A 24,740-nucleotide genomic window follows, 5' to 3' on the forward strand; every position below is an offset into this window, starting at 1 on the left:
CAGCTGTGGCGGGCTGCGGCGGTTGGGTGGGTGGGTGCTGGTCCAGTGGTGGGATTGCGCGCAGCTGTGGCGGGCTGCGGCGGTTGGGTGGGTGGGTGCTGGTCCAGTGGTGGGATTGCGCGCAGCTGTGGCGGGCTGCGGCGGTTGGGTGGGTGGGCGCTGCCCCAGTAGCGGGATTGCCGGTAGCGGGATTGCGCGCAGCTGTGACGGGCTGCGACCGCTGGTGGGTGGGCGGTGCCGCAGCGGCGCGATTGCCCCGTAGCTGCGACGAGTTGCGGCATGGTTGGCCGCGACTGTGGGTGGTGTTGTGGGTGGTCCCCGGCCCGGGGGTGTGGGCCAGGGTGCCGGATGGGGGTGGGTCAGTCGTCGGTTGGGGTGGGGAGCCTTGGGCCGCCCAGTTCTACCGCTGTGCAGCGCCAGCGGTGGTCCGGGCCGGTTTCCAGGCGGAAGGCCATGGCTCGGAGTTGGTCGCCCGCGCCGATGCGGGCGAAGACTTCCAGGGCGCCCGGGGCCGCCACGTAGTAGCCGATGTCGCGGACGACCGGGGTGGTGCCGTGGGTGGTGCGCAGGGGGCCGCGTTCGGCCAGCCGGGCCAGCTCGTCGTAGGCGCGGCCGGCCGTGTGGCGGAGCATGCTGTGCACCGGGCGGCGGCCGCTCAGTACCGCCAGGAGGAGATCGGCGAAGTGGTCGGTGGGGCGAGGGCGGGGAACGTGGGGTGGCTGGGGGGTGGGGCTGGTGCGTGTGCTTGTGCTGCGGCCGCCGCCCGGGGTCGTGCGGGTGGTGGGGCGGCGGGTGTCGTGGCGGACGGGTGGGCGGGTGCCGGGGCGGCGCTTGGTCCTCGTCATGACCTTGTTCATCGAACATCCCCGTTCGTCGTGAGGCTGTTGGGCGCCTCGTCGGTGGGACCGCCGGGTGGTTCGGCGGCCGGGCCGCGGGGTACCAGTCGGTAACTTCGCGGTGGGGATCTTGTACGAGGCCGGAGGGCGCCGTCGCAAGGGGAGGACGGTGTGCTGGGGAGGGTGCGGAATGTTCACCTATCAGGGTGATCGGGAGGGGGGCGGGGCCTGGTGGGGCGTGGGTGGGCCGGGTGAGGTGGTGGGCGTGGGGTGGACGGTGGCCGGGGCTTCGGTGGGGGCTCGAAAGGGGACGTCCGCGCGTATTCTGAAGGCCCTTCGAGATCCCTTCCGGGATGCTGACGGCCGGGGTGCTTCCGGCCGGGACGCTTCCGAGGGCACTTCGAGCATTCCGATGATTCGGATCACTCCGGGGGCCCTTCGAGAGCTCTTCTCTTCGTGAGTTCTCGGTCGGGGCCCATACGACTACGAAAGCGGCCTGCCATGCGCGTCTACGTCCCCCTGACCCTTCCCGGGCTCGCCGAGGCGTACAAGACGGGTGAGCTGGGGGAGGAGGGGCCGCTGGTCGCGTACGCCGTCACGCCGGCGTTGCGGGAGTGGTACCTCTCCGACGACATCGAGGAGCTGGAGTACGCCGCGCTGAACCGGGCCGCGCTCGCCTCGTTGCGGTTGGTGGCGCGGGAGCCGGGGGCGGCTCGGCGGCGGGTGGTGGTGGCCGTGGACGTGGCCGACCGGGATGCCGTCGCCGACCCCGATCGGGGGCTCGATCCGGTGGCGTTGGGTGAGGTGCGGGTGGCCGGGCCGGTGGGGTTGGCCAAGGCCGCGGCCGTGCATGTGGACTCCGTCGAGGCCGAGGGGGAGGTCGGGGAGGCGGCGGATGCGTTGGAGGCGGCGGATCAGGGGGATGACGACGCTCAGTTCATCGTGGACGGGGCCGATGATCACGAGCTGCTGTGGTACGCGACTCAGGAGATCCCGAATCTGGTGGGGCTGGGGGAATAAGGGGCCCGGTGGTGGGCGGGGTGGGTTTCGCTTGCCGGCGCTTGCAGGGTGTTGCAGGGTGCCGCTCTCTTTGGAGTGGGCGCCGCCCCCAGCGGCACGACTGCCCGCGGCTGGGTGGGGTGTGGGCTGTGTGAGCGGGGCGGCTGCCTAGCGGCTACGTACGGTGTGGGCTGCCCCGGCAAGGGGTCGCCCGCCGCTGTCTGCGGCATTAGCAGGCCCGTCGCGCGGGGTACGTTCTTCTGTATGGGGAAGTACGGAGTTGGCCGGGCGCACATCGTTTGGGATTGGAATGGGACTCTGTTCCATGACAACGAGGCGATCATCGGGGCCACGAACGCGGCGTTCGCGGAGTTGGGGATCGAGCCGTTGACGTTGGAGCGGTACCGGGAGCTTTACTGCGTGCCCGTGCCGAAGTTCTATGAGCGGCTCATCGGGCGGCTGCCCACCGATGAGGAGTGGGAGGCCATGGACGAGGTCTTCCACCAGTACTACGCGGAGCATCGGGGCGCCTGCGAGCTGACCGACGGTGTGCGGGAGTTGCTTGTGGACTGGCGGGAGGCGGGGCGCAGTCAGTCGATCCTCAGCATGTATGTGCACGAGGAGCTTGTGCCGTTGGTGCGGGGGTTCGGGATCGAGTCCCATTTTGTGCGGGTCGACGGGCGGACCGGGCCGTCCGGGGGCAGCAAGAGCGAACACATGGTGCGGCATCTGCGGCGGCTCGTGGGGGTCGAGCCGGGGCGTACGGTCGTGATCGGGGACGCCGCCGATGACGCCGTGGCCGCTCGGCATGTGGGGGCGCGGGCCGTGCTCTACACCGGCGGGTCCCACAGTCGGGCCAGCCTGGAGGGGGTCGGGGTGCCTGTTGTGGACACGTTGGAGGAGGCCGTCGCGGAGGCCGAGCGGTTGGCTGCCGCCTGACCGGCGACGGGGTCGAGCGAGCCGTCGGCCGTCCCCGCGGCGGCGAACCTTCGTGTCAGGTCGGCCTTCAGGTCAGTGGTGCCTTTCTCCTCAGTACCGTCAGGAACTCCCGCATCCAGCTCGGGTGGTCCGGCCAGACGCGGGCGGAGACCAGGCTGCCGTCGACCACGGTTTCCGTGTCCTGGAAGGTGGCGCCGGTGGCCTGCATGTCGAGTTCCAGGGCGGGGTACGCGGTGACGCGGCGGCCGTGGAGGGCGTCCGCGGCGGCGGTGAGCAGCGGGCCGTGGCAGATCTGGGCCACCGGTTTGTCGGTGTCGAAGAACGACTTCAGGATCTTGCGCAGCTCGGGGTCGTTGCGGAGGTACTCCGGGGCGCGGCCGCCGGGGATGACGACGGCGGCGTACTGGCCGGGGTCGACCTCGGAGAAGGCCAGGTCGGCGGGCCAGGTGTAGCCGGGCTTCTCGGTGTAGGTGTCGTAGCCGGGCTCGAAGTCGTGGACGACGAAGCGGAGGGTTTTGCGGGTGGGGGCGGCGATGTGGACCTCGTAGCCCTCCTCGCGCAGGCGCTGGTAGGGGTACAGGACCTCCAGTGACTCCGCCGCGTCGCCGGTGACGATGAGGATCTTGGTTGTCATGGTGGGCTCCCCTCGCCCGTGGGGATGGCTTCGTCGGGCGTCGTGGGATGGCGTTGACGAGTCTCACGGGTGTTGTCGGGTCTACTTTCAACGTGCCTCCGGTGTGGCGGTTTGCCAAGGGGAGGAGGTTGGTGCGGTGCGGTGCGGTGTGCTTCGGCCTCGTTCTCTCGCCCCCGCCGCCCCTACCCGTCCCATCCCCGGGGCTCCGCCCCGGACCCCGCTCCTCAAACGCCGGAGGGGCTGGTTGTGGCAGACGTCGGAGGGGCTGGTTGTGGCAGGCGCCGGAGGGGCCAGTCGTGGTGGCGGGGGTGGGGCCGGGGTTGTCCTCGGGTGTCCGTCTGGGCTTCGCTCCTCGGACGTCGGTGGCGCTCAAGGAGCTGTCGGGCGCGCCCAGGGGCCTTGCCGTCAAGCTCTCCTGGGCGGGAGTAAGCTCAAAAGTGCAGCGATGACACTGTGCGGAGTGTCAAAGTTTGGGGGTTGGTTTTGTACATATAAGGCTCATGACGGGGGGCCCGTGTGGGGCGATAGCCTGGTGGCGTGATCAGCGCGATAGTTCGCGGGGGCGCGGTCGTCCCTGCTCTGCGCCCGACGAGCACGGTGGACAGCCGTGGTCGGGCGGCGGTCGCTGGTCCTCGCGGGCGGGATGGGGTCCAGGCGGTCCCCCGGGCGTCGAGTGCGGCCCGTGGACAGGTGGGGCACGGCACGCCGAGAGCAGTGTCACACCCCTGTCGGGCACCGAGAATGGCCGATTACCCCCCGCTCATCTCACCCTGCGGCATAGCGTCGAAGCAGACCGGACACCCCGTGTCGTGGTGGCGCGTCGGAGGGGACGAGTTCGTACTTCCTTCTACGTCACGCAACGGCGCGCGACAGGAGCCAGAGGACAATGCAGACCAAGCTGGACGAAGCCAAGGCCGAGCTGCTCGAAAGGGCCGCCCGGGTAGCTGAGAACAGCCCGGTCGGGGGGCACCTACCGACTGGGACGACGAGCGAGACCACGTCCGGCGTCCCGGACCACGTCCCGGACCACGACACCGTGCTCGCGTTCCTTCAGCGCTACTACCTGCACACCGCCCCGGAGGATCTGTCCGACCGCGACCCGGTCGACATCTTCGGCGCCGCTCTTTCCCACTTCCGGCTGGCCGAGAATCGCCCCCAGGGCACGGCCAACGTACGCGTTCACACGCCGACCGTCGAAGAGAACGGGTGGACGTGCAGCCACTCCGTCGTCGAGGTCGTCACCGATGACATGCCCTTCCTCGTCGACTCCGTGACCAATGAGCTGTCGCGGCAGGGGCGGGGCATTCACGTCGTGGTGCATCCGCAGGTCGTGGTGCGGCGCGATGTGACCGGCAAGCTCGTCGAGTTGGTCACCGAGCCCATGGCCGTGGCGGCCGCTTCCGCCGCCGTCGCCGGCGGCGAGACCCTGCCGCACGACGCGCACATCGAGTCCTGGATTCATGTCGAGATCGACCGGGAGACCGACCGGGGCGATCTCAAGCAGATCAACAACGATCTGCTCCGGGTGCTGTCCGATGTGCGTGAGGCCGTCGAGGACTGGGAGAAGATGCGGGACGCGGCGGTCCGGATCGCCGACGGACTGCCCGGTGAGAACACCGCTGACGATCTGCGTGAGCAGGAGGTCGAGGAGGCCCGCGAGCTGCTGCGCTGGCTCGCCGACGACCACTTCACCTTCCTGGGATACCGCGAGTACGAGCTGCGCGGCGACGACTCCCTGGCCGCCGTCGCCGGGACCGGGCTCGGGATTCTGCGCGCCGACCCGCAGCACGGCGGTGCCGATCAGCATCCGGTCAGCTCGTCGTTCGAGCGGCTGCCCGCCGATGCTCGGGCGAAGGCCCGTGAGCACAAGCTGCTCGTCCTCACCAAGGCCAACAGCCGGGCCACCGTGCACCGGCCGTCCTATCTCGACTACGTGGGCGTGAAGAAGTTCGACTCCGAGGGGAACGTCGTCGGGGAGCGGCGCTTCCTCGGGCTGTTCTCCTCCGCCGCCTACACCGAGTCCGTGCGCCGGGTCCCGGTGATCCGGCGCAAGGTGGACGAGGTCCTGGAGCGGGCCGGGTTCTCGCCCAACAGCCATGACGGACGCGATCTCCTCCAGATCATGGAGACGTATCCGAGGGATGAGCTGTTCCAGACGCCGGCGGACGAGCTGCAGTCCATCGTCACGTCCGTGCTCTACCTCCAGGAGCGGCGTCGGCTGCGGCTGTATCTGCGTCAGGACGAGTACGGGCGCTACTACTCCGCCCTCGTCTACCTCCCCCGCGACCGGTACACCACCGGCGTACGCCTGAGGATCATCGACATCCTCAAGGAGGAACTCGGCGGGATCAGCGTCGACTTCACCGCCTGGAACACCGAGTCGATCCTCTCCCGGCTGCACTTCGTCGTACGCGTCCCGCAGGGCACCGAGCTGCCGCAGCTGACCGACGCCGACAAGGACCGCCTGGAGGCGCGGCTCGTCGAGGCCACCCGCTCCTGGTCCGACGGCTTCGCCGAGGCCCTCAACGCCGAACTGGGCGAGGAGCGCGCCGCCGAGCTGCTGCGCCGCTACTCGGGCGCCTTCCCCGAGGGCTACAAGGCCGACCACACCCCCCGCGCCGCCGTCGCCGACCTCGTCCGGCTCGAACAGCTCGACCAGGACGACGACTTCGAGCTGAGCCTGTACGAGCCCGTGGGCGCGGGCCCCGGTGAGCGCCGGTTCAAGATCTACCGCAAGGGCGGGTCCGTCTCGCTGTCGGCGGTGCTGCCCGTCCTCAACCGGCTCGGCGTCGAGGTCATCGACGAGCGGCCCTACGAGCTGCGCTGCGCCGACCGCACCAACGCGTGGATCTACGACTTCGGTCTGCGGATGCCCAGGTCGCAGGGGCCCGGCGGGGACCACGCCGGGGACGACGCCCGGGAGCGGTTCCAGGAGGCGTTCGCCGCCAGCTGGACCGGGCGGGCCGAGAACGACGGGTTCAACGCGCTGGTGCTGAGCGCCGGGCTGAACTGGCGGCAGGCCATGGTGCTGCGCGCGTACGCCAAGTATCTGCGGCAGGCCGGGTTCACCTTCAGCCAGGACTACATGGAGGACACCCTCCGCAACAACGTTCACACCACCCGGTTGCTCGTGTCGCTTTTCGAGGCGCGGATGTCGCCGGAGCGGCAGCGGGCCGGGCTGGAGATCGTCGACGCGCTCCTCGAAGAGGTCGACGCGGCCCTCGACCAGGTGGCGTCGCTGGACGAGGACCGGATTCTGCGGTCCTTCCTCACCGTCATCAAGGCGACCCTGCGGACCAATTTCTTCCAGGAGGCCGCGGGCGGGAAGCCGCATGAGTACGTCTCCATGAAGTTCGACCCGCAGGCCATCCCCGAACTCCCGGCGCCGCGCCCGGCGTTCGAGATCTGGGTGTACTCGCCGAAGGTCGAGGGCGTGCACCTCAGGTTCGGGAAGGTCGCCCGTGGCGGGCTTCGCTGGTCCGACCGGCGGGAGGACTTCCGCACCGAGATCCTCGGCCTGGTCAAGGCGCAGATGGTGAAGAACACCGTCATCGTGCCCGTCGGCGCCAAGGGAGGCTTCGTCGCCAAGCAGCTGCCCGACCCGTCCGTGGACCGGGACGCCTGGCTCGCCGAGGGGATCAGGAGCTACAAGACCTTCATCTCGGCGCTGCTCGACATCACCGACAACATGGTCGGCGGCGAGGTCGTCCCGCCCGCCGACGTCGTACGGCACGACGAGGACGACACCTATCTCGTCGTCGCCGCCGACAAGGGCACGGCCACCTTCTCCGACATCGCCAACGAGGTCGCCGAGAGCTACAACTTCTGGCTCGGGGACGCCTTCGCCTCCGGCGGCTCGGCCGGCTACGACCACAAGGGCATGGGCATCACCGCCCGCGGCGCCTGGGAGTCCGTCAAGCGGCACTTCCGGGAACTGGGCGTCAACACGCAGGCCGAGGACTTCACCGTGGTGGGCATCGGCGACATGTCCGGTGATGTGTTCGGCAACGGCATGCTGCTCAGCGAGCACATCCGTCTGGTCGCCGCCTTCGACCACCGGCACATCTTCATCGACCCCCACCCGGAGGCGGCCACCTCGTACGCCGAGCGCCGCCGGATCTTCGAACTCCCGCGCTCCAGCTGGGAGGACTACAACGAGGAGCTGATCTCCACCGGCGGAGGCGTCTTCCCGCGCTCCGCCAAGGCGATCCCCGTCAACAGCCACATCCGGGACGCCCTCGGTATCGAGGGCAAGGTCTCCAAGATGACGCCGGCCGAGCTGATGAAGGCGATCCTCAAGGCGCCGGTCGACCTGCTGTGGAACGGCGGCATCGGTACGTACGTCAAGGCCTCCGGGGAGACCCACGCGGACGTCGGCGACAAGGCCAACGACGCCATCCGCGTCGACGGAGGCGACCTCAGGGTCCGGGTCGTCGGCGAGGGCGGCAACCTGGGGCTCACCCAGCTCGGCCGGATCGAGTTCGCGCAGAACGGCGGCAAGGTCAACACCGACGCCATCGACAACAGCGCGGGCGTGGACACCTCCGACCACGAGGTGAACATCAAGATCCTGCTCAACGGCGTGGTCTCCGACGGCGACATGACCGTCAAGCAGCGCAACAAGCTGCTCGCCGAGATGACCGACGAGGTCGGCCGGCTCGTCCTGCGCAACAACTACGCGCAGAACACCGCCATCGCCAACGCCCTCGCCCAGTCCAAGGACATGCTCCACGCCCAGCAGCGCTTCATGCGCCACCTGGTCAGGGAGGGCCACCTCGACCGTGCGCTCGAATTCCTGCCCAGCGAACGGCAGATCCGCGAGCGCCTGAACACCGGGCACGGCCTCACCGGCCCGGAGACCGCCGTCCTCCTCGCCTACACGAAGATCACCGTCGCCGAGGAGCTGCTGGCGACCTCCCTGCCGGACGACCCCTACCTGGTCAAGCTGCTGCACGCGTACTTCCCGGCCGCGCTGCGCGAGCGGTTCCCCGAGCACATCGACGGTCACCCGCTGAGCCGGGAGATCGTCACCACCCTCCTCGTCAACGACACCGTCAACACGGGCGGAACGAGCTTCCTGCACCGGCTGCGCGAGGAGACCGGGGCCTCACTGGAGGAGATCGTCCGGGCGCAGACCGCCTCCCGCGCGATCTTCGGGGCGGGCCTGGTCTGGGACGGCGTCGAGGCACTGGACAACAAGGTCGAGGCGGACGTCCTCACCCGTATCCGGCTGCACTCCCGCCGACTCGTCGAACGCGGTACGCGCTGGCTGCTCAACAACCGGCCCCAGCCGCTCCAGCTCACCGAGACCATCGCGTTCTTCTCCGACGGCGTCGCCCAGGTCTGGGGCGAGCTGCCCAAGCTGCTGCGGGGCGCCGACCAGGAGTGGTACCAGAAGATCTACGACGAGCTGACCGCCGCCGGGGTCCCCGACGAACTGGCCACGCCCGTCGCCGGGTTCTCCTCCGCGTTCCCCGCGCTCGACGTGGTCTCCATCGCCGAGCGCATGGGCAAGGAGCCGTTGGCCGTCGCCGAGGTGTACTACGACCTCGCCGACCGGCTGCGGATCGCCCAGCTCATGGACCGCATCATCGAGCTGCCGCGCGCCGACCGCTGGCAGTCCATGGCCCGCGCGGCGATCCGCGAGGACCTGTACGCGGCCCACGCGGCCCTCACCGCCGACGTCCTCGCCGCCGGGAACGGCACCTCGACGCCGGAGCAGCGGTTCAAGGTGTGGGAGCAGAAGAACGCGGCGATCCTCAGCCGGGCCCGCATCACCCTGGAGGAGATCCAGGGGTCGGACTCGTTCGACCTCGCGAACCTGTCGGTGGCGATGCGGACGATGAGGACGCTGCTGCGCAGTCATTCGTAGGGCGTGGGGCGGTACCCGACGGCACCCGCACATTGCCGCCACTGTATATACAATCCGCTGAGGTCGACGCGGTATGGTGCTTGCGTCTATACAGATGCTCGGCTGAGTTATCGGTGCCCGGACGGTGGCCGACGGGAGCACATGCCGCGCGGAGTGCCGTCTGTGGACCGGGGATTGACGCAGCGGAAGGGGGACCCGTGGCAGTGCCGCCTCAAGGTGATGCTCCACAGCAGGGCGGGCAGGCGCAGGGGCGACGGCCGGTGCCGGCACTGACGGAGGAGATGTTGCTCCGCGACGGCTCGGGATCGGGCGGGCGTTGGCGCAGGTTCGGCCGCCGCAAGAAGCCCGCTCCGCCGGCCCCGTTCGACCCGGGTGCGTCGGCCGCCCGCGCGGCGTATTCCGCCGGTGGCCAGATGCCCCCTGGCCAACTGCCCTCCGGTCAGGCCTCCATGACGGGCGGTCATCCACCGGCGGGCGAACCGCCGCAGCCCGTCGAGCGGGACGGTGCCGGGGGCGGGAAGGGCAAGTCGGCTCAGGCGTCCACGGGCAACGGCTGGTTCCACAATCCCTTCGCCAAGCCCAAGACGTCGTCCTCGGCCGGGGACCGCTCGAACGTCTCCACGGCCCAGATGTGGGCGGGGCCCCGCCGGGGCATCCTGGTGCGGCGTCTGCTGGGGCTGTTCGCCGTCTTCCTGCTGCTCGTCCTGTTCGCCAAGCTGGGCGGCAAGGCGAGCAAGGCCGATGTGGAGGCCGCGGTGGACACGCGCCTGAAGGCATCGGCCACCAACTTCCCCGAGGGCGCCGCCGTGATGTGGGCGGCACCCCTCGTGAAGGCCTTCGCCACGTACGACCCCGAGCACGTCGACGAACGCGTCCGCGCTCTGAAGCCGTACGCCATCAACGGTCTGGACTCCCAACTGGGCTGGAACGGCCAGGGCAAGCAGACCGTCATCGACCTGGTGATGAGCAGCGACGTCCAGGCGAGCGGCAGGAACAACGCCGTCGTGCGCGGCACCGTGCAGATCCAGGACGGTTCCTGGCGCTGTGTGGCGGTCCCCGTGTACACGGTGACCCGTGGCGGCTCGACGGCCTTCGGGCTGACCGCCGCGCCGGTCTATGTGCCGTGCGCCGGGATGACGTCGCCGGCGCAGGACACCTCGACCAAGCAGGCGAGCAACGACTCGGCTCTGGCGCAGACCCTCAAGACCGAGCTGCTGCCGCCGTTCCTCGCCGCCTGGGCGCAGAGCGACACCGTCAACCTCGACCGCTATCTGCTGCCCGGCACCGTCTCGTTCGGGCTCGGCGGCGCGTACACCGGCGGCGCCGAGGGCGGGCGTCCGACGGTCGAGGAGGTCTACGTGCCCGTCGCGGGGAAGGGGCAGGACGCGAATCGCCGTACGGTCACCTTCACCGTGAGGCTGCTGAGCGTCGACGGCGAAGCCGAACAGACGTCGACGTACCGGATCGTGGTGGTGAAGCGGAACGGTCAGTGGTACTTCGCCTCCGACCCCACGCCGGCGGTCGGTTCGTTCGGCGGGGACCAGGTGCCGGACGTCCAACCCTCCGAGGGCACAGGGGAGATGTACTCACAGAGTCCCGCTCCTTACCCCAGTGCAACAACATCGACAGACGTGCAACAGCCCGCACCCAGCGCATCCAAGACCCCCTGAGAACCGTCTATACATAGAGAGTGACTGCGGGGGACGGGCGGTCCCAACGGGGGAATCCGCGTGCCGCATCCAACTTGTGTCTATACGATCAGCTCGCGCGAGTACGTAGTTCCGTGCGCGCCACGCAGAAAAGGAAGCAGGACATCCCATGCTGAGCCAGCAGCTCCTGGCCACCGCGGCCGACATGCACGTGAATCTCGCCGCCGCCGATGACATCACCGACAAGACCAGCACCATCGGCAAGGCCATCCTCGCCGCCACCGTGGTTTTCGCCGTGGTGGCCGCGTTCTTCACCCAGTCGCAGCGTAAGTGGATGGTCGTCGTCACGATCCTGCTGATCGGCAGCTTCACCTTCATGATCGTCGACGATCCGCAGGCGCTGCTGGATGAGGGCGGAACCTTCATCAAGGACAACATCTGGGACCCGATCCTGGACTCGTGATCCGGTGCGCCGGGCGGTCGTGTCGACCGCCCGGCGCCTGTCGTGCACGCTGACATCGGGAGGGGCGAGGTGCCATGAGCGACGAGACCGTGACCCTGCGGGACTACACCGAGGCGTTCAAGGTAAAGAAGGCGCTGCGCAAGGTCGGCAAGGCGAACATCCCCTTGAAGGAAGGGCTGTTCGTCGATGACATCAAGGTCTTCGCCATCACCCTCTTCTTGTGGGTGATGGCCTACAACATGGTCCTGGCCCCGCCGATCAAGGTGGTGGCCGGCCTGTTGGGCACGTCGGCGCCCAGGGGCGTCCCCTATCTCTTCGTCCTCTTCGTGCCGCCGATCCTCGCGGTGGCCGCCTCCCGCCGCCCGATCCGCCACAACCTCGGCATCTTCGGGCTGGTCCGGGCGATCGTGCGGGACTGGATGGACGACCCCGTGCACCGCAAGGGGGTGCCGGTGCGCAAGGGGCACGGCCCGCGGTCCTTCCGCGTAGTGCTGTGGAGTGCCCGGCCCGACCTGCTGCCGGGCCTCGCGCCCAAGGAGCCCCTCCCCAACGGCTGGAAGACCGTGCTCCCGCCGGAGCACGCCCCGGACGGCGGCGGCCGGCCCGAACACGGAAGGCATGAAAGGTGAAGAACGTCGTCTCCCGTCTGCTCCCGGACGGCTACCAGGCGCCGTCCCGCATCGGCTACCAGTACCTGGACGACGTGATCATGCTGGACGCCTTCGGGGCGTACACGCTGGTCCGGGTGCCGACCCGCAGCTGGGAGCTGATGAGTCCGCTCGACAAGCGGGCGGGGCTGGCCCAGATCTACGCGGGGCTGTCCGGTCTGCCCCGCGGCCTGGGCCGCGAGACCCGGCTGATCACCACGGAGTTCCCGTTCAACGCGGACGTGTGGGCGGAGCGGCTGGATGAGCGCACCAAGCGCCAGGGCATCCCGGCGCCGGGCTGGCCCGGCCTGCTCGCCGACACCCGCGAACGCATCAACGCGGCCGTGTGGCCCGTCAAACGGGTCTACCTCGTCGTCCGCCTCGGCGACCGGTCGTCGTACAACGGCACCTGGGGCCGCATCCAGCGCTCCTGGGAGCGGATGCGCAAGCCGCTGGACCTCGACGACGAGATGCCGCCCCTCGACGAGATCGAGGTGTGGCACGACATGGCCCGGGACATCCGCAACACCCTGGAGGGCTCCCCGCTGCGCTGCAAGCCGGTGGGCCGGCAGGAGAGCGAACTGCTGCTCCTGCACCTGACGCACCCCGGCCTGCCCGCCCCCGACCCGTCCGCGGTCGCCCCGCAGCGGTACGGGCCCGGTGAGCTGCAGGCCCTGTGCGGCGGCGAGGTGACCCGCGAGCCCCTCGGCCGGATCGGCAAGTACGACTACAAGTGCCTGCGCCACGAGACGGTCACCGGCACGTCGTACCAGCTCTGGTTCGCCCTCTCGCTCGGCCCCGAGGAGATCAACTTCCCCGGCACCCTGTGGCTGCACCACAAGGACGCGCTGCCGTTCCCGGTCGTCCAGTCGATCGGCTTCGAGATCCAGGAGCTGAACGACACCCGCAAGGACGCGGACAAGGCGCTGCGCAACGTCGAGGAACAGTTCTTCAACGACAAGGAAGCGGGCGTCTCCACCGACCTGACGTACCATCAGAAACGTGAAATGGCCACGCAGATGAAGTATCTGGTGGACCATCACCGCACTCCGTTCGTGCGGATGCGCGCCCTGTTCGGCGTCGCCCACACCGACAAGGACCAACTGCGCGAGAACGCGCGGGATTTCGTGCGGTCCATGCGCGAGGCCGGCTACACGGTGGATGCCCCGCCCACGCACCAGAAGTTCTTCTTCTACGAGTCGCTCCCCGGCGGCCGTCCCGAGGACAACGACTACATCCGGCGCGTCCCGCTCGACTACCTCGCGTCGGGCATGCCGCACATCTCCCCGTCGGTGGGCGACGGCGAGGGGCTGTACCAGGGCTACACCATCGGTGCCGGCGGACAGCCCGCCGAGCCGGTCTTCGTGGACCACATGCTCTACGCGACCCAGTCGCAGCTCGCCCCGACCGAGGGCGTGCCCGGCGACCCGGGTGGCGGCAAGACGGTCAGCCGCGGCCTCAAGCCGGTCTGGGAGGACGCGCTGCGCGGTATCACCCAGGTGGTCTGGGACCCCAAGGGCGACTACCTGGTACTGAAGAAGTACGCCGTCGAACTGGGCCTCAACCCGGACAAGATCACCTGTGTCAATGTCTACGACGCCGAGCCCGGCATGCTCGACCCGGCGGCGCAGGCGGAGACCCCGGAGGACGCCGCGCAGCTGATGCGTGAGACGCTGCTGCGGCTGGTGCCCGACCTGCTGACCGGGCAGAGCGGCAGCGACTTCGGCGACGTGGTCCGGCAGGCGGTCGGCGCGGCCATGAACGAGGGCAACGGGTCCACATACCTGATGCGCGTGGTGGAGATCCTGGAGGCCTGGGAGAAGCTGCCGCCGTCCCCCACGAACATCAACCAGGAGCGCTGCCGGCAGTTCTCCGGACCGCCCGCGCGGCGTTTCCGCGAGGTGTCCCGCACCAGGCTGGGCCAGCTGGTGTTCGGCCGGGCGCCACGGCCGTTCCGTATCCCCGTGGGCTACACGGTGATCTTCTGCACGCTCGGTCTGCAGATGCCGGACCCGGGCAAGCCGCCGGAGATGATGTCCGAGCGTGAGCTGCTGTCGGACGTGATCTCGGGTCTGATGGCCGACAACACCTGGAACATCATGGCCACCCTCGATCCGGCGATCCCCAAGGCGATCACCTGGGACGAGTGGCACACCAGCAAGGACAACCCGCGTGCCCGCACGCTGGTGGACCGCATCAAGCGTCTGGGCCGCTCCCGGAACACCTTCCTGCGGCTCATCTCGCAGTCGGCGGGTGACTTCGACTCCAGCTTCGTCACGGGCGTGTGGGCCTTCGGCACGACGTCGAAGGACGAGGCCGCCAGGACGTGCGAGTTCCTCGGGGTCGAGCCCAACGGCGCCAATGTGGGCACCGTGCTGTCGCTGAGCGGCACCGGCAAGGGTGTCTGTGTGTTCAAGGACCGCACGGGGAAACTGGCCCGGATGAAGGTCGAGTTCATCCATGACTTCGTCCTGGACATCTTCGACACCAACCCGGAGAAGGACCCCGAGAAGATGACCCGCATCATCGCCGAGATCTTCGGCGAGGAGGCGGCGGGAGCGCGTCGCGAGATCGAGGCGAAGAAGGGCGACCGGGCGGAGGGGGAGGATGTTCCGACCGGGGCGGGTGCGCAGGCGGGCGCCGGCGCCGGGGCGGGCCAAGACCTGTTCGACGACGACGATCCGGTGCCGCCCACGGCGATCCTGGGGGTGTAGGGGTGCCGCCCCCGACCGTGGTGGGGGCGGCAGGTACTCCGCTACTGGTTCAGGTCGTAGGTGAGGCGGGTGATGTGGCCGCTGTTCGCCTGGGTGCCCGGACTGCCGATGGCCATACCGGTGAGCCACTGTCCGTCATCGGTCTTGACCTTGAAGGTGAACTTGTACTTGTTGTCGCCCGCCACGGTCTCGTCCCCCGCGTCGAGGACCGTCAGGGTGGACGCGATGACCGTGTTGTCGCGGGTGATCCCGTTGAAGAAGGCCTTCTTCTCGGCGGCGTCCATCTTTCCTGGATAGACGACCGAGAACCCTTCGCTGTTGCGGTTGGACCAGCCGGGTTCCCCCGCGTCGCGCGGGGTGTAGATGAAGTCGTTCGTCCACAGCTCAGGGTCGTCCGACATCCAGTTGTGGTACTTGCCGTCCTCGGGTGTCCGCAGTGCCGTCAGGAGATTGACGACCTGAAGACGCCAGGGTGCCTTCAGGAACGGATCGGTCCGCACGGTCGGCGAGGCGGACGGCGTGCTCTTCTCTCCGTCGTCCCCGCTTCCGCAGCTGGCCAGGGCCAGAGCCGCCACAGCGGCGATGACCACGCCCTTGCTCTGTCTTGCCTTCAGCACGCTTTCTCCGTTTCACGTCCGGGGGTTGGGGGCTCGGGCCGGAGGTCAGTCCGCGGGGGTCGCCGCGGCCTCCCGGTAGACCAGGCGGAGGATGACCGGGGCTCCGGACGAGGTCGTGTAGCCCTCCGCCTCGCCCTTCAGCGGGACGTCCGCGTCGTCTGCCGTGACGGTGAAGCGGAGCGTCCAGGCACTGTCCGTGCCGCTCGACTCCGTGACCTTGAGACTGTCCGGCCGCACCGTGCCGTCGCGGGTGACCGCGGCGAGGACGATTTCCTCCTCGGCCTTCGACAGGTCGTGGTACAGGACGCGGGCCAGGCCGTCCGGGCGGTCCGATCCGGGGGCGTCGGGCGACAGCGGGGTGTAGGTGAGGCCGTCGGACTCGGCCGAGGAGCCGGGGAACCAGCGGGCGCCTTCCCCGCGCACCGCGTCGGTGAGGAAGGCGACCAGGGAAGCGCGCCAGGCGTCGGACGCGGCGGAGGACGAGGAACCGGGAGCGGGGGAGGAAGCCGTGCCCGTGCCGTCCTCGACGCCGGTGGGCACCACGGGCATGCTCCGCCAGGTGAACAGCATGCCCCCGCCGACGAAGAGCGCCATCAGGCCGAACACCACGGCCAGGAAGAGCAGAACGGGCTTGTAGCCGCGCCGCAGATTGTCGAGCGCGCTCTGGTGGATCGACGGTGTTCCGCTCCGTCCGCGGGGGTCGTATCCCATGTACTCCCCCTTCCATCGGGTCGCTCTCCATCCGGGCCTGAATCACCGCCAGTTGCGTCCGACCCGCGTGCTAACGTCTCTAGCGTATATACACTTCGGGTGAAAGTCCTAGGAGCCACGGGGGATCCACATGGCCATCGCCTCGACCGATGAGGCCCGTACCAGGCTGACGTCCTTCCGCGACGTGCCCGCCTCGAAGAACCCCCGGTCCGGGCCGACGCGACGCGCACGGAGACGGGTCGTACGACGGCGTGTCACCGGCGTTTTCCTGGCGTTGATGTCCGCGTTCACCCTGTGGTTCACGATGGCCACGCCCTCGTACGCCATCGCCGACGACATCGCCGCGATGTGCGGCCCCTTCGACGTGCCGTCGCCGCAGATCCGCGGCGGCGGCCTCGAATCGTTCCTGGGCACCAACCAGGTGGACACGAGCGTCCCGGCACAGGAACTCGCGACCTACATCCCGAAGTCCGATGAAGACCCCTACGACGGGCCCAAACCGTCGTTCCATCGCTACGGCATGGCGGGCCTTGAGTGGCATACGTTCGGCTGGAAGCCCGGCTGCTTCTCCATGAACCGCCTGGCCAACTTCCTGCCGAACAGCATCTTCAACCTGTCCAAGATCTTCGCCCTGTTCACCATGGCGCTGGTCGGCTGGTCCTTCGGCGAGGACCCGTTCGCCTTCCTGCAGACCCCCGTCGCCAACGTGGCCGGCGCCATGTCGGACGTGGCCGCTCCCTTCCTGGGGCTGGTCGGCGCGCTGGGCGGCATCTATCTGGGCATGAAGAACCTGGGGCCCAACGGCAGAGTCACGGCGGTGCTCAAGGGCTTCGGATGGATGCTCCTGATCACCGGTCTCTTCTTCTGGTTCGACACCAATCCCACTGCTGCGGGCTCGAAGATCAACAGCATCGTGGGCGAGGTGACGGCCACCGGATACCAGTCCCTCGCCGAACTGCCGTCCACCGGCGGCGCCGACAACACCTCCCTGTGCAACAAGGAGTCCGAGGCCGACGCCGCCTCTTGCGTCCAGGACGCGCTGTGGGTGCCCCTCGTCTACCAGCCATGGCTCTACGGGCAGGTGGGCAACGACGCCGCGGCCGCCGAGAAGTGGGGCCCGGCGATGCTCAACGCGCAGTTCGTGGGGCTGACCGCGGAAGGCAAGATCGACGAGGACGGCACCAAGGTCCTCAACAAGATCGTGGAGTGGAACGGCAACTCCGACGAGGTCGGTGGCGACTCCAAGTCCGGCAGCATGGCCTGGGACGGCGGCTACGTCGATTCGGTGCCGTACCTGAAGCTGTGGGGCAACGACCTGTGCCGTGAGGGCGGTGACAAGAACTTCCGTATCTGCTTCGGCGGCGGGGACAGCAGCAACTGGCCCTGGGGCAAGGACAGTCGGCAGGTCAAGGCCGAGGACGAGCCCGTCATCAACATCGCCAGTGGCAACGACTTCACCGCACGCCTGTCGGCCGCCGCGATGAGCGTCCTGGGCGGCCTCATCATCAACTCGTCCGTCTACTTCATCTGCGCGATGCTGCTGGCGGCCAAGCTCGGCGTCTTCACGCTGATGATCTTCGCGCCGTTCTATCTTCTGCTCGGCATCTTCCCCGGCCCTGCCAGGGTCGCGGCGATCAAGCTGGGCGAGCTGTTCCTCCACAACATCTTCCGGCAGGCCGGCTGGGGCCTCGGCCTGGTGATCGTCACCTATATGGACACCCTGATCCTCGCCCCCGGCGGCGACCAGGGCTGGCTGTTGAAGATCCTCACCTGTGCCCTGATGACGGTCCTGCTCGGTGTCTACGCCAAGCCGGCGATGCGTGCCCTGTCCGGCATGGCGATGGGCGACAAGAGTGCGGGCGACGCCATCGTCGGCGTCGGCTCCAACCTCGCCAAGCAGACCGTGCAGCTGGCCGGTCAGGCCGGTCTCGCCATCGCCACCGGCGGTGCCAGCGCGGTCGCCGGTGCCGCGGGCGCCTCCGCCGCCGCCTCGGCGGCCGGACAGAAGGCCGGCTTCGGCACGGTCATGCGGGGCGCCGGACAGGGCCTGCTCAAGAACGCGCCCAACCTCGGCCGCCGCACCCGCGCGGCGGTGGGCAAGATGGGCGACGCCAAGAGCGCGGGCAAGGACGGCTTCGAGGACCGGCAGGAGCGCCTGGACGAGAGGGAGCGCAGCCGGATCACCGGGGAGAGCGAGGCGGTGCGCCAGGGCATGCGGACGAGGCGGGCCCACGCGGCCATCAAGCCGCAGCACGAGGCCGCGACCTCCGCGATCGCGGAGGAGCGCCGTCTGGGCAACACGGCTCGGGCCGACAGCATGGAACGCGAGTACTTCGACTCGATCCGCGACGAACGCGGCAACCGGCACCCCGACGACCCGCTGCACCCGAACAACCTGCGCCGCAGCGCGACCGGCGGCATCGACGGCATGCGCCGGGTCAGGCCGTCCGAGCGGGGCGAGGACCTGCTGTCCCAAAACGATCTGACCCAGCAACAGGCCGCGGACAACCTCGACCGGGTGCTGGGGATGTACGGCAACAACCCGGCCAACATCGACCGCAGCCATGCGGCGGGCGAGGCCCTGTGGCGGCTGTCCGGCCAGGTCAACTCGGGCAATGCGTTCACCGACACGGAACGGCGCGACGCCGCGACCCTGATCGCCGCACACGGTGTGCCGGACCGGATCGACGCCGTGGGCCAGCCCGCGAATGTGCAGGTCAGCATGAACCAGTTCCTCCAGGTCGCGCACGAGCTGCCCATGAACCAGGCGATGGGACAGGCGGCCACCGCGGACGGTCGTATGCAGTTGCTTCAGAAGGTCGACTCGCTGGCCGCGGAGATTCCGGTGGCCACCGCGTTGAACACGGCCCTCAACGACCTGCGGCGCCAGCTGGGTGAAGTGAACCCGCAGACCCAGCAGATCCAGCAGGCCCTGCAGAGCGTGCACCAGGCGGCCGGTCAGCCGACCGGAGGCGGTGCGCCGTGACCCACCGCGGCCGCAAACTCGCCGCCCTGGTCATCCTGTTGGTCGTCCTGGGCCTGGTGCTGAACAACATCAACTCGCGGACGCGCAAGGCGGAGCGGGAAGCCGCCGCGAAGTCCCAGCCGGCCGCCCAGGCGGCCCGCCCGCTGTCGCCGCTCTACGTCCCCCGACCCGCCTCGATGATCTCCGGCGGGTACGGTCAGTCGCTGAGCAAGGAGTCGTCCCCCCAGCAGGTGGCGCAGGCGTTCGCGGGGACGTACGCCACGTACGACCCCGACGGGACGACGCCGGACGACTTCGTGGCGGGGCTGCCGCGCCTCGCGCAGTCCGCCCGTGCGACGGTGCGCGACCAGCTGCCCGACGACTGGGAGCGGCATCTGTCCGGGGCCGGCGGCGGGGCCGTCGTGGCGTCCGTCAGCGACCCCGATCCGACCACGGTGCAGAACGGGGAGACGGAGGTGACGGCCGTCCTGGACACCCAGGGGGAGAGCGTCGACACATTGCGGATGACCCTCGGGCTGGAGGAGGGTGACATCGGCTGGGAGGTCGTATCAGTGGAGCTGAGCGGGGAGTGAGATGGCCAAAGCAGAGCCGCAGAGGGGCGCGGAGTTCCTGAACAGGTGGCGTGCCCGTGCCCGTGGCGGTCCCTTCCGGCTGTTCGAACACCTCAAGGTGCTCTTCGCGTTCCTGATCTGGATGACCCTCGTACGGCAGCAGTCCGGGATCATCACGGACTGGCGGCTGTACTACGCGCAGGCGCTGGTGGCCACCGCGGCGCTCGCCGTCGGGAGCGTCGTGGTGGTGTACTCCTTCCCGCCTCGGACCGCTCGCTGGCGCACCCTCGCGTGGACGTTCCTGCTCTCCACGATCGGCGGCACCCTGGTCTACGCCGCGCTGGGCGGCCGCGCTGGCCTGCTCGGCGCGCTGGCCAGCGGGGCGCTGGTGCTGTGGGCACGGTCCGAAGAGCGCGGCCGACGCGCCGTACGCCGTCTGCGTGAGCGGCGGGCAGGCCGCGGCTGAGTCTCCGTCAGGCCGCGGCCGAGCCTTGGCTGCGGCTGAGTCCCCGTCAGGCGGGGAAGCGGGCGGCGATGTCCTTGCCACGGGGCGTGTCGGGCTCGGGCGACTGCTGAGCCATCTCGATCAGTTCGTCGAGATTGAGCACCAGGCCGTCGTCGTCCACCGCCACGCGCTCGCGTACCGCGAGGAGGCACGAGGTGCGGTAGTCCTTGGGCCAGGCGCGGTTGATGTTCCGCCACACCGACACCGAGCCCTCCGCCCAAGTGACGCCGGTCGCCGAGGCGTTGGAGGACGGCGCCGGAACCGGAGCGGGGCTGGGAGCGGGGGCCGGGGCGACGGGCTGGGGCGCGGGTGAGGGGGCTTGGCGCACGGCTGCGACGGGTTCGGGAGTGGCCGCGAGGGGTTCCCGCACGGCCGCGACGGGTTCCCGCGTGGCGGTGACGGGTTCCTGCGCGGCGGTGAGGGGTTCCCGCACGGCGGTGACGGGTTGCGCGGGCGCGGCCGTGCGCTGCTCGCCGCGCAGCAGGTCCGGACCCGGTTCCCGCTCCCCCGAGTCGCCTATGTGCAGCACGTGCTGGGTGCCGGAGTCGTCCGTGCTCACCAGCATCCGTACGCCTCTGCCGATGAGCGACTGCGCCCGCTCCAGCACGTCACGGGCCCTGCGCCGCGTCAACTCCTCGGTGTGGTAGCTGTACTCCCGCACCTCGCCGCCGTCCGCACCGGGAGCGCGCAGCAGCAGCCGGGCCCTTGTCCGGCCCCCGTCGACATCGGCCTGGGCCAGCACTCCGGTGACCGGTGTGCAGGACGAGAGCGCCTCCGCGTGGTGTGCGGCGGAGCCCCCGGGAGCGGACATCAGCCAGAGATCCACGGCGGTGCGCTCCACGTCGGCGAGCCAGGCGTCGTAAGGGCGGTCGCCGGTCGGCCCGACGGCATGCACGGCCAGACCGACCCAGGCCGTCATACCTGGTCCGCTTGCGTTGCTCATCTCATCCCCCTAGCTAGTGTCAATACACAGTCTACTTGTCGCAGGGCCGCTTTATCATGGTCGGAGATCGTCGTTCGCCAACCCGTTGCACACCATCAGGCCCGCGCCCGCCGTGCGCGGAGCATGTCCACGAAGGGGGGCCACGATGACCGGTGCGGCCGCGGAACGGGCGGCGTGGCACGGCTCTCCTCAACTGATGATCGTCGTCTACGCGGACGGCCGGGCCAGCGTCGGCGGTGTCCCCGTCACGGTGCCGGCCGGCGGTGATCTGGCCGCCGTGCGCGGGGCCGCGTTGCACAAGGCGATCGGGATGGCGGCGCGGCAGGGCCGGACTCTGCGGGCCCTCGCGTTCGAACCGGACGGCTCCACCTGGCCGTTGCTGATCCACCCCGACGGGCAGGTGGACGAGGAGGTCGAGCCGGACGCACAGGCCGTCGGCCCCGGGCAGGGCACATCCGGCGCCGGCGCCGTACCGCTTCCCTCGGCGCCCGCCTCGCCGCGCGGCCCGCGTACCCAGACCATCGTGCTCAACTCGCAGTGGGTGAGCGCCGTGGAGTCTCCGGAGGCGCCCGAGCGGTTCCGGGAGCGGCTGGCCCGGATAGCGGAGGCCGGCGAGCGCGGGCGGATCGAAGCCGCTCTGACGCTCGCCATGGACCTCGAACGCGAGGTCGCCCTGCTCTACGGCGAGAGACATCCGCACGTCCTGCAGGCCCGTGCGGTGTGGGTGCACGTCGTCACCCTCGCGAACGACTGGGTCCGGGCCGCCGATCTGTATCTGGCCCTGGCCGCGGAGTGGCTCGACCGCTCGGGCGACCGCAGCCACCAGGTCCGCGGGAACGCCACCAACGGCCACTTCTGCTGGCTGCGCGTGACCGGCCTGGAGGAACACGAGCGCATCGGCGAGGCCGTCGTACGGATGTGGCTGAAATTGCCCGGTTCGGAGCGCCAATTGACTGCCGCGCGTCGGCACCGGGAGCGGTTCAGGGCGCCCGGAACCGTGGGCGGCCGGTGAGGCCGCGTTCGGGTCTGCGACGGTCCTCCACGCCTTTCGGGAAGTCGCTGATCAAGTGATGCTCACTTAAGAAAAGGCTGTGTCACAACAGTTACTTCGCGCGTCCGAATCGCTGCCATGATGTTCCGGAGTGGGAAGTTGCAGAGGCGACTTCCGCGCCTTCATCGGTCTCTTCGGGGGAGTCGGTCGTGAAGCGAAAGAACGCTGTGCGTGGAAACACGCGAGGGTCACTCGTGCTCGATGTGCGGAAGCAGGAATGGTCCGCGCGAATGACGGGGGTCTTCGAACAGGCGGGTCCGGCACTGCTGCTGTCCCTGCCACGAGGGCTGTTCCTGGCGCACGACCGGGAGATGAACCGGGCGGGGGCCTGCGCGGGGCCGGAGTTGGAGAGCGACGCCGAGTATCTGTCGGCCGTGTGGGGGTTCACCCGGATCACGAGGGACGAGGTGACCGAGATAGCGGGCACACCGCTGATTTCCGTACGGCCCGCTCAGGACGGGTTGGTCCTGGAACTCGCGGGCTACCCCTGGCTGTTCGTCGACGGACCCATGGTGGTCCCCGAGGAATGGACGCGGCCCCGGGAGGAAAACCTCTGTCTGCTGGGTGTCTGCTTCGGCGTTGATCTGCACATGCCCGACTCGGATCTGTTGTTTCTGTCCGAGCTGGGAGCGGGGCAGGCGGCTCTGGGGCAGGTGAATGTGGTGAAGAGACTGTCATGAACCGATGACATGACTGTGCCCGAAGCTGTGGGGTAGCGTCTGTACACAACACCTCGATCATGTTTATGTGCAGGTGTTCGTCTCAAGTCGTCGGTCAATTACTGGAGGGGCGATGAGCACTTCGGAAATCCCTCGACGGTCGCATCGCCGGCGGATGGTGACGTCCAAAGCGGCGCTCACCCGCCGCCCCGACGGGGTGGACGAGGAGCAGGCGCTGCCCGGTGAGCTCGAACCCCTGGAGTGGACACCCAACCGCGGGCCCATCACGGAGGCCGAGGCGTTGGGAGTGCTACGACGACGCCGACGCAACGAGCTGAGCCAGGCGCCCAAACGGCAGGGCGCCAAACGCCCCGAGATCCCGTCCGAGCTGCCGCCGGGGGACGCCCGCAAGGTGCCGGTGATCAACCGCTTCCCGGCGCGCTACCTGGCGATGGCTCACGCACGCGCCGAGGTGGAGGGGACGAACCTCACCGCCATCCTCGAAGAAATGCTGGTCAAGTACGCAACAGGCAAGCCCACCCGCCCACAGACCGTGAGCCGCCGACTGCTGTCCTTGTACACTCACAAGGACGACTAGTACGGCCGTTCGCCTGACGGTTGGGGGTCCGGGTCGGGCACGGAACGGTGGGGGAGAACAGCGTGACCGAGAACAGCGCCTTCGGCGCGTCGTCGGCCGCCGAGCAGAACGAGGACGAACTGCCCCCGAGCCACGCACGGGTTCTTCCGACACCGGTGGCTCCGGCGTACCGAGGCGAAGTGCCTCCCGCCCCTACGACACCACCGGCCCCGGCCCCGATACCCGCACCGGCTCCTGGGCCGGCTCCCGTCTCATGGACGGACGGCCAGGCCGGCGTGGCGCCGGGTCCCGCGCCCTTGCCGGATGCCGGTATGGCCGTTCCGGCGCCCGCGCCGTTGCCGGACGCGGCCATGGGCGCCGCGCCGCTGCCACAGCAGCCGCCCGGGCCCGTGAACCCGTATGTCACCCGCCCCGCGCAGTCGGCTCCGCACCAGCCCCTGGCGCAGCCGCCGCAGGGTCATGGGGAGGACCCGCGTCGTGGCTTCCTGCGCTGGCCCGGCCGGGGCGGGCGTGCCGCCGACCCTGAGCAGCAGAGGCTCGCCCGGCTCCAGACGCCGGTGGCGCGGCCGTATCGCGTGAGCGTCACCAGCATCAAGGGCGGCGTGGGCAAGACGACCACCTCGGCCATGCTGGGACTGACCTTCGCCCGGTACCGGGCGGACCGCACGGTGGTGATCGACGCCAATCCGCACGCCGGTACGCTCGCCGACCGGCTGCTCGGCGAGCGGATCATGCCCACGGTCCGGGACCTGGTCATCGCGGACCGCCGGCGGCATGAGATGGCCGGGCAGGGACTGGTGGACCCCACACAGATCCACCAGTACCTCGGCCAGACCGAACGGCTGATGGTGGCGGCCAGCGAACAGAACCCGGACATCAGCGAGTTGTTCGGCGAGGAGCAGTACCGCACCGCGCAGTCCATCCTCACCCGGGCCTTCGACATCGTCATCACCGACAGCGGCACCGGCATGAAGCACTCGGCGATGAAGGGCACGCTGGCCACCACCGACCGCCTGGTCGTGGTCGCCGCACCGCGCTACGACGCCGCGCGCCGCGCCGCGAAGACACTGGACGAGGTGTACGCGCAGGGCTACCCGCATCTGGTTCGCGACGCCATCGTGGTGATCACCATGGACGCCCCTAAGGCCGTCGGGATCAACATGAACACGCTGGTGGACTACTTCCAGCAGCTGTGCACCCATGTGGTGCGCATCCCGTACGACCAGCAGCTGTACATGGGCGGCACGATCCACTACGACCGGGTGTCACCGGCCACCCGGGGCGCCTACATGGATCTCGCGGCCCTCCTCGCGGACGGTTTCGGCACCGTGCCGCCGGGCCTCTGAGTCCGTCCGCGCCACCGGGG

The 24,740-nt window shown here is 69.5% G+C and carries 19 protein-coding genes; 14 read left to right on the forward strand and 5 right to left on the reverse strand.

Going from position 1 to position 24,740, the window contains the following annotated elements; genetic code table 11:
• Positions 1–359 precede the first annotated feature (359 nt).
• Positions 360–857 (reverse strand): Rv3235 family protein, encoded by a 498-nt coding sequence (locus tag ACWD4G_RS02655; RefSeq protein WP_451290308.1) that lies wholly within the window; start codon positions 855–857, stop codon positions 360–362.
• A gap of 480 nt (positions 858–1,337) precedes the next feature.
• Between ACWD4G_RS02655 and ACWD4G_RS02660 the strand changes: the two genes are divergently transcribed.
• Both ACWD4G_RS02660 and ACWD4G_RS02665 read left to right on the forward strand, forming a co-directional pair.
• Positions 1,338–1,856, forward strand: a complete 519-nt coding sequence (locus ACWD4G_RS02660) for a DUF6912 family protein (RefSeq protein ID WP_451290309.1) — start codon at positions 1,338–1,340, stop codon at positions 1,854–1,856.
• Positions 1,857–2,099: 243 nt separating this feature from the next.
• On the forward strand, positions 2,100–2,774 hold the full coding sequence (locus ACWD4G_RS02665; protein ID WP_451290311.1) for an HAD family hydrolase: 675 nt from the start codon (positions 2,100–2,102) through the stop codon (positions 2,772–2,774).
• Between the two features lie 67 nt (positions 2,775–2,841).
• Here the strand turns inward: ACWD4G_RS02665 and ACWD4G_RS02670 are convergent, their stop codons facing one another.
• Entirely contained in the window at positions 2,842–3,408 is a 567-nt protein-coding gene (locus ACWD4G_RS02670; RefSeq protein WP_451290312.1) for a DJ-1/PfpI family protein, read from the reverse strand.
• An 886-nt stretch (positions 3,409–4,294) separates the two neighbouring features.
• Between ACWD4G_RS02670 and ACWD4G_RS02675 the strand changes: the two genes are divergently transcribed.
• The 5 genes from ACWD4G_RS02675 (at position 4,295) to ACWD4G_RS02695 (ending at position 14,753) form a co-directional block, all read left to right on the forward strand.
• The gene (locus ACWD4G_RS02675; RefSeq protein ID WP_451290313.1) at positions 4,295–9,280 is read left to right on the forward strand and encodes an NAD-glutamate dehydrogenase; all 4,986 of its coding nucleotides are present in this window, start codon (positions 4,295–4,297) and stop codon (positions 9,278–9,280) included.
• A gap of 260 nt (positions 9,281–9,540) precedes the next feature.
• Positions 9,541–10,950: a conjugal transfer protein gene (locus ACWD4G_RS02680; RefSeq protein ID WP_451290314.1), complete on the forward strand. Its 1,410-nt coding sequence runs from the start codon at positions 9,541–9,543 to the stop codon at positions 10,948–10,950.
• Positions 10,951–11,098: 148 nt separating this feature from the next.
• Positions 11,099–11,392 (forward strand): TcpD family membrane protein, encoded by a 294-nt coding sequence (locus ACWD4G_RS02685; protein WP_451290315.1) that lies wholly within the window; start codon positions 11,099–11,101, stop codon positions 11,390–11,392.
• 74 nt (positions 11,393–11,466) lie between these two features.
• Positions 11,467–12,021, forward strand: coding sequence for a hypothetical protein (locus tag ACWD4G_RS02690; protein WP_451290317.1), 555 nt, complete (start codon positions 11,467–11,469; stop codon positions 12,019–12,021).
• A complete protein-coding gene (locus tag ACWD4G_RS02695) occupies positions 12,018–14,753 on the forward strand; it encodes an ATP-binding protein (RefSeq protein ID WP_451290318.1) in 2,736 nt (911 codons plus the stop codon). Before ACWD4G_RS02690 ends, ACWD4G_RS02695 begins: the two co-directional genes overlap by 4 nt.
• A 41-nt stretch (positions 14,754–14,794) precedes the next feature.
• On the opposite strand, the gene ACWD4G_RS02700 is transcribed toward ACWD4G_RS02695, so the two are convergent.
• Together ACWD4G_RS02700 and ACWD4G_RS02705 are read right to left on the reverse strand one after the other, a co-directional pair.
• On the reverse strand, positions 14,795–15,370 hold the full coding sequence (locus tag ACWD4G_RS02700; protein WP_451290319.1) for a hypothetical protein: 576 nt from the start codon (positions 15,368–15,370) through the stop codon (positions 14,795–14,797).
• A 45-nt stretch (positions 15,371–15,415) separates the two neighbouring features.
• Positions 15,416–16,081 carry a hypothetical protein gene (locus tag ACWD4G_RS02705; protein ID WP_451290320.1) on the reverse strand — a complete coding sequence of 222 codons (666 nt, stop codon included), beginning with the start codon at positions 16,079–16,081 and terminating at the stop codon, positions 15,416–15,418.
• A 130-nt stretch (positions 16,082–16,211) separates the two neighbouring features.
• Here ACWD4G_RS02705 and ACWD4G_RS02710 point away from each other — a divergent pair, with 130 nt between their 5' ends.
• The 3 genes from ACWD4G_RS02710 to ACWD4G_RS02720 are packed head-to-tail and all read left to right on the forward strand — an operon-like array spanning position 16,212 to position 20,084.
• A complete protein-coding gene (locus ACWD4G_RS02710; protein WP_451290322.1) occupies positions 16,212–19,067 on the forward strand; it encodes a hypothetical protein in 2,856 nt (951 codons plus the stop codon).
• Positions 19,064–19,639 carry a hypothetical protein gene (locus ACWD4G_RS02715; protein ID WP_451290323.1) on the forward strand — a complete coding sequence of 192 codons (576 nt, stop codon included), beginning with the start codon at positions 19,064–19,066 and terminating at the stop codon, positions 19,637–19,639. Before ACWD4G_RS02710 ends, ACWD4G_RS02715 begins: the two co-directional genes overlap by 4 nt.
• Before the next feature lies 1 nt (position 19,640).
• Positions 19,641–20,084 carry a hypothetical protein gene (locus ACWD4G_RS02720; RefSeq protein ID WP_451290324.1) on the forward strand — a complete coding sequence of 148 codons (444 nt, stop codon included), beginning with the start codon at positions 19,641–19,643 and terminating at the stop codon, positions 20,082–20,084.
• Between the two features lie 46 nt (positions 20,085–20,130).
• Here ACWD4G_RS02720 and ACWD4G_RS02725 read toward each other — a convergent pair whose 3' ends face one another.
• Complete coding sequence (locus ACWD4G_RS02725; RefSeq protein ID WP_451290325.1) at positions 20,131–21,066, reverse strand: hypothetical protein; 936 nt, start codon at positions 21,064–21,066, stop codon at positions 20,131–20,133.
• Between the two features lie 145 nt (positions 21,067–21,211).
• Here ACWD4G_RS02725 and ACWD4G_RS02730 point away from each other — a divergent pair, with 145 nt between their 5' ends.
• The 4 genes from ACWD4G_RS02730 to ACWD4G_RS02745 all read left to right on the forward strand — a co-directional run bounded on the left by ACWD4G_RS02730 (position 21,212) and on the right by ACWD4G_RS02745 (position 24,720).
• A complete protein-coding gene (locus tag ACWD4G_RS02730) occupies positions 21,212–22,078 on the forward strand; it encodes a hypothetical protein (RefSeq protein WP_451290326.1) in 867 nt (288 codons plus the stop codon).
• A gap of 269 nt (positions 22,079–22,347) precedes the next feature.
• Positions 22,348–22,797, forward strand: a complete 450-nt coding sequence (locus tag ACWD4G_RS02735; protein WP_451290327.1) for a hypothetical protein — start codon at positions 22,348–22,350, stop codon at positions 22,795–22,797.
• A gap of 154 nt (positions 22,798–22,951) precedes the next feature.
• The gene (locus ACWD4G_RS02740) at positions 22,952–23,374 is read left to right on the forward strand and encodes a hypothetical protein (protein ID WP_451290328.1); all 423 of its coding nucleotides are present in this window, start codon (positions 22,952–22,954) and stop codon (positions 23,372–23,374) included.
• 62 nt (positions 23,375–23,436) lie between these two features.
• Positions 23,437–24,720 carry a nucleotide-binding protein gene (locus tag ACWD4G_RS02745; RefSeq protein ID WP_451290329.1) on the forward strand — a complete coding sequence of 428 codons (1,284 nt, stop codon included), beginning with the start codon at positions 23,437–23,439 and terminating at the stop codon, positions 24,718–24,720.
• Positions 24,721–24,740: the final 20 nt, after the last annotated feature.

The sequence above is a fragment of the Streptomyces sp. NPDC002643 genome, assembly GCF_053592555.1.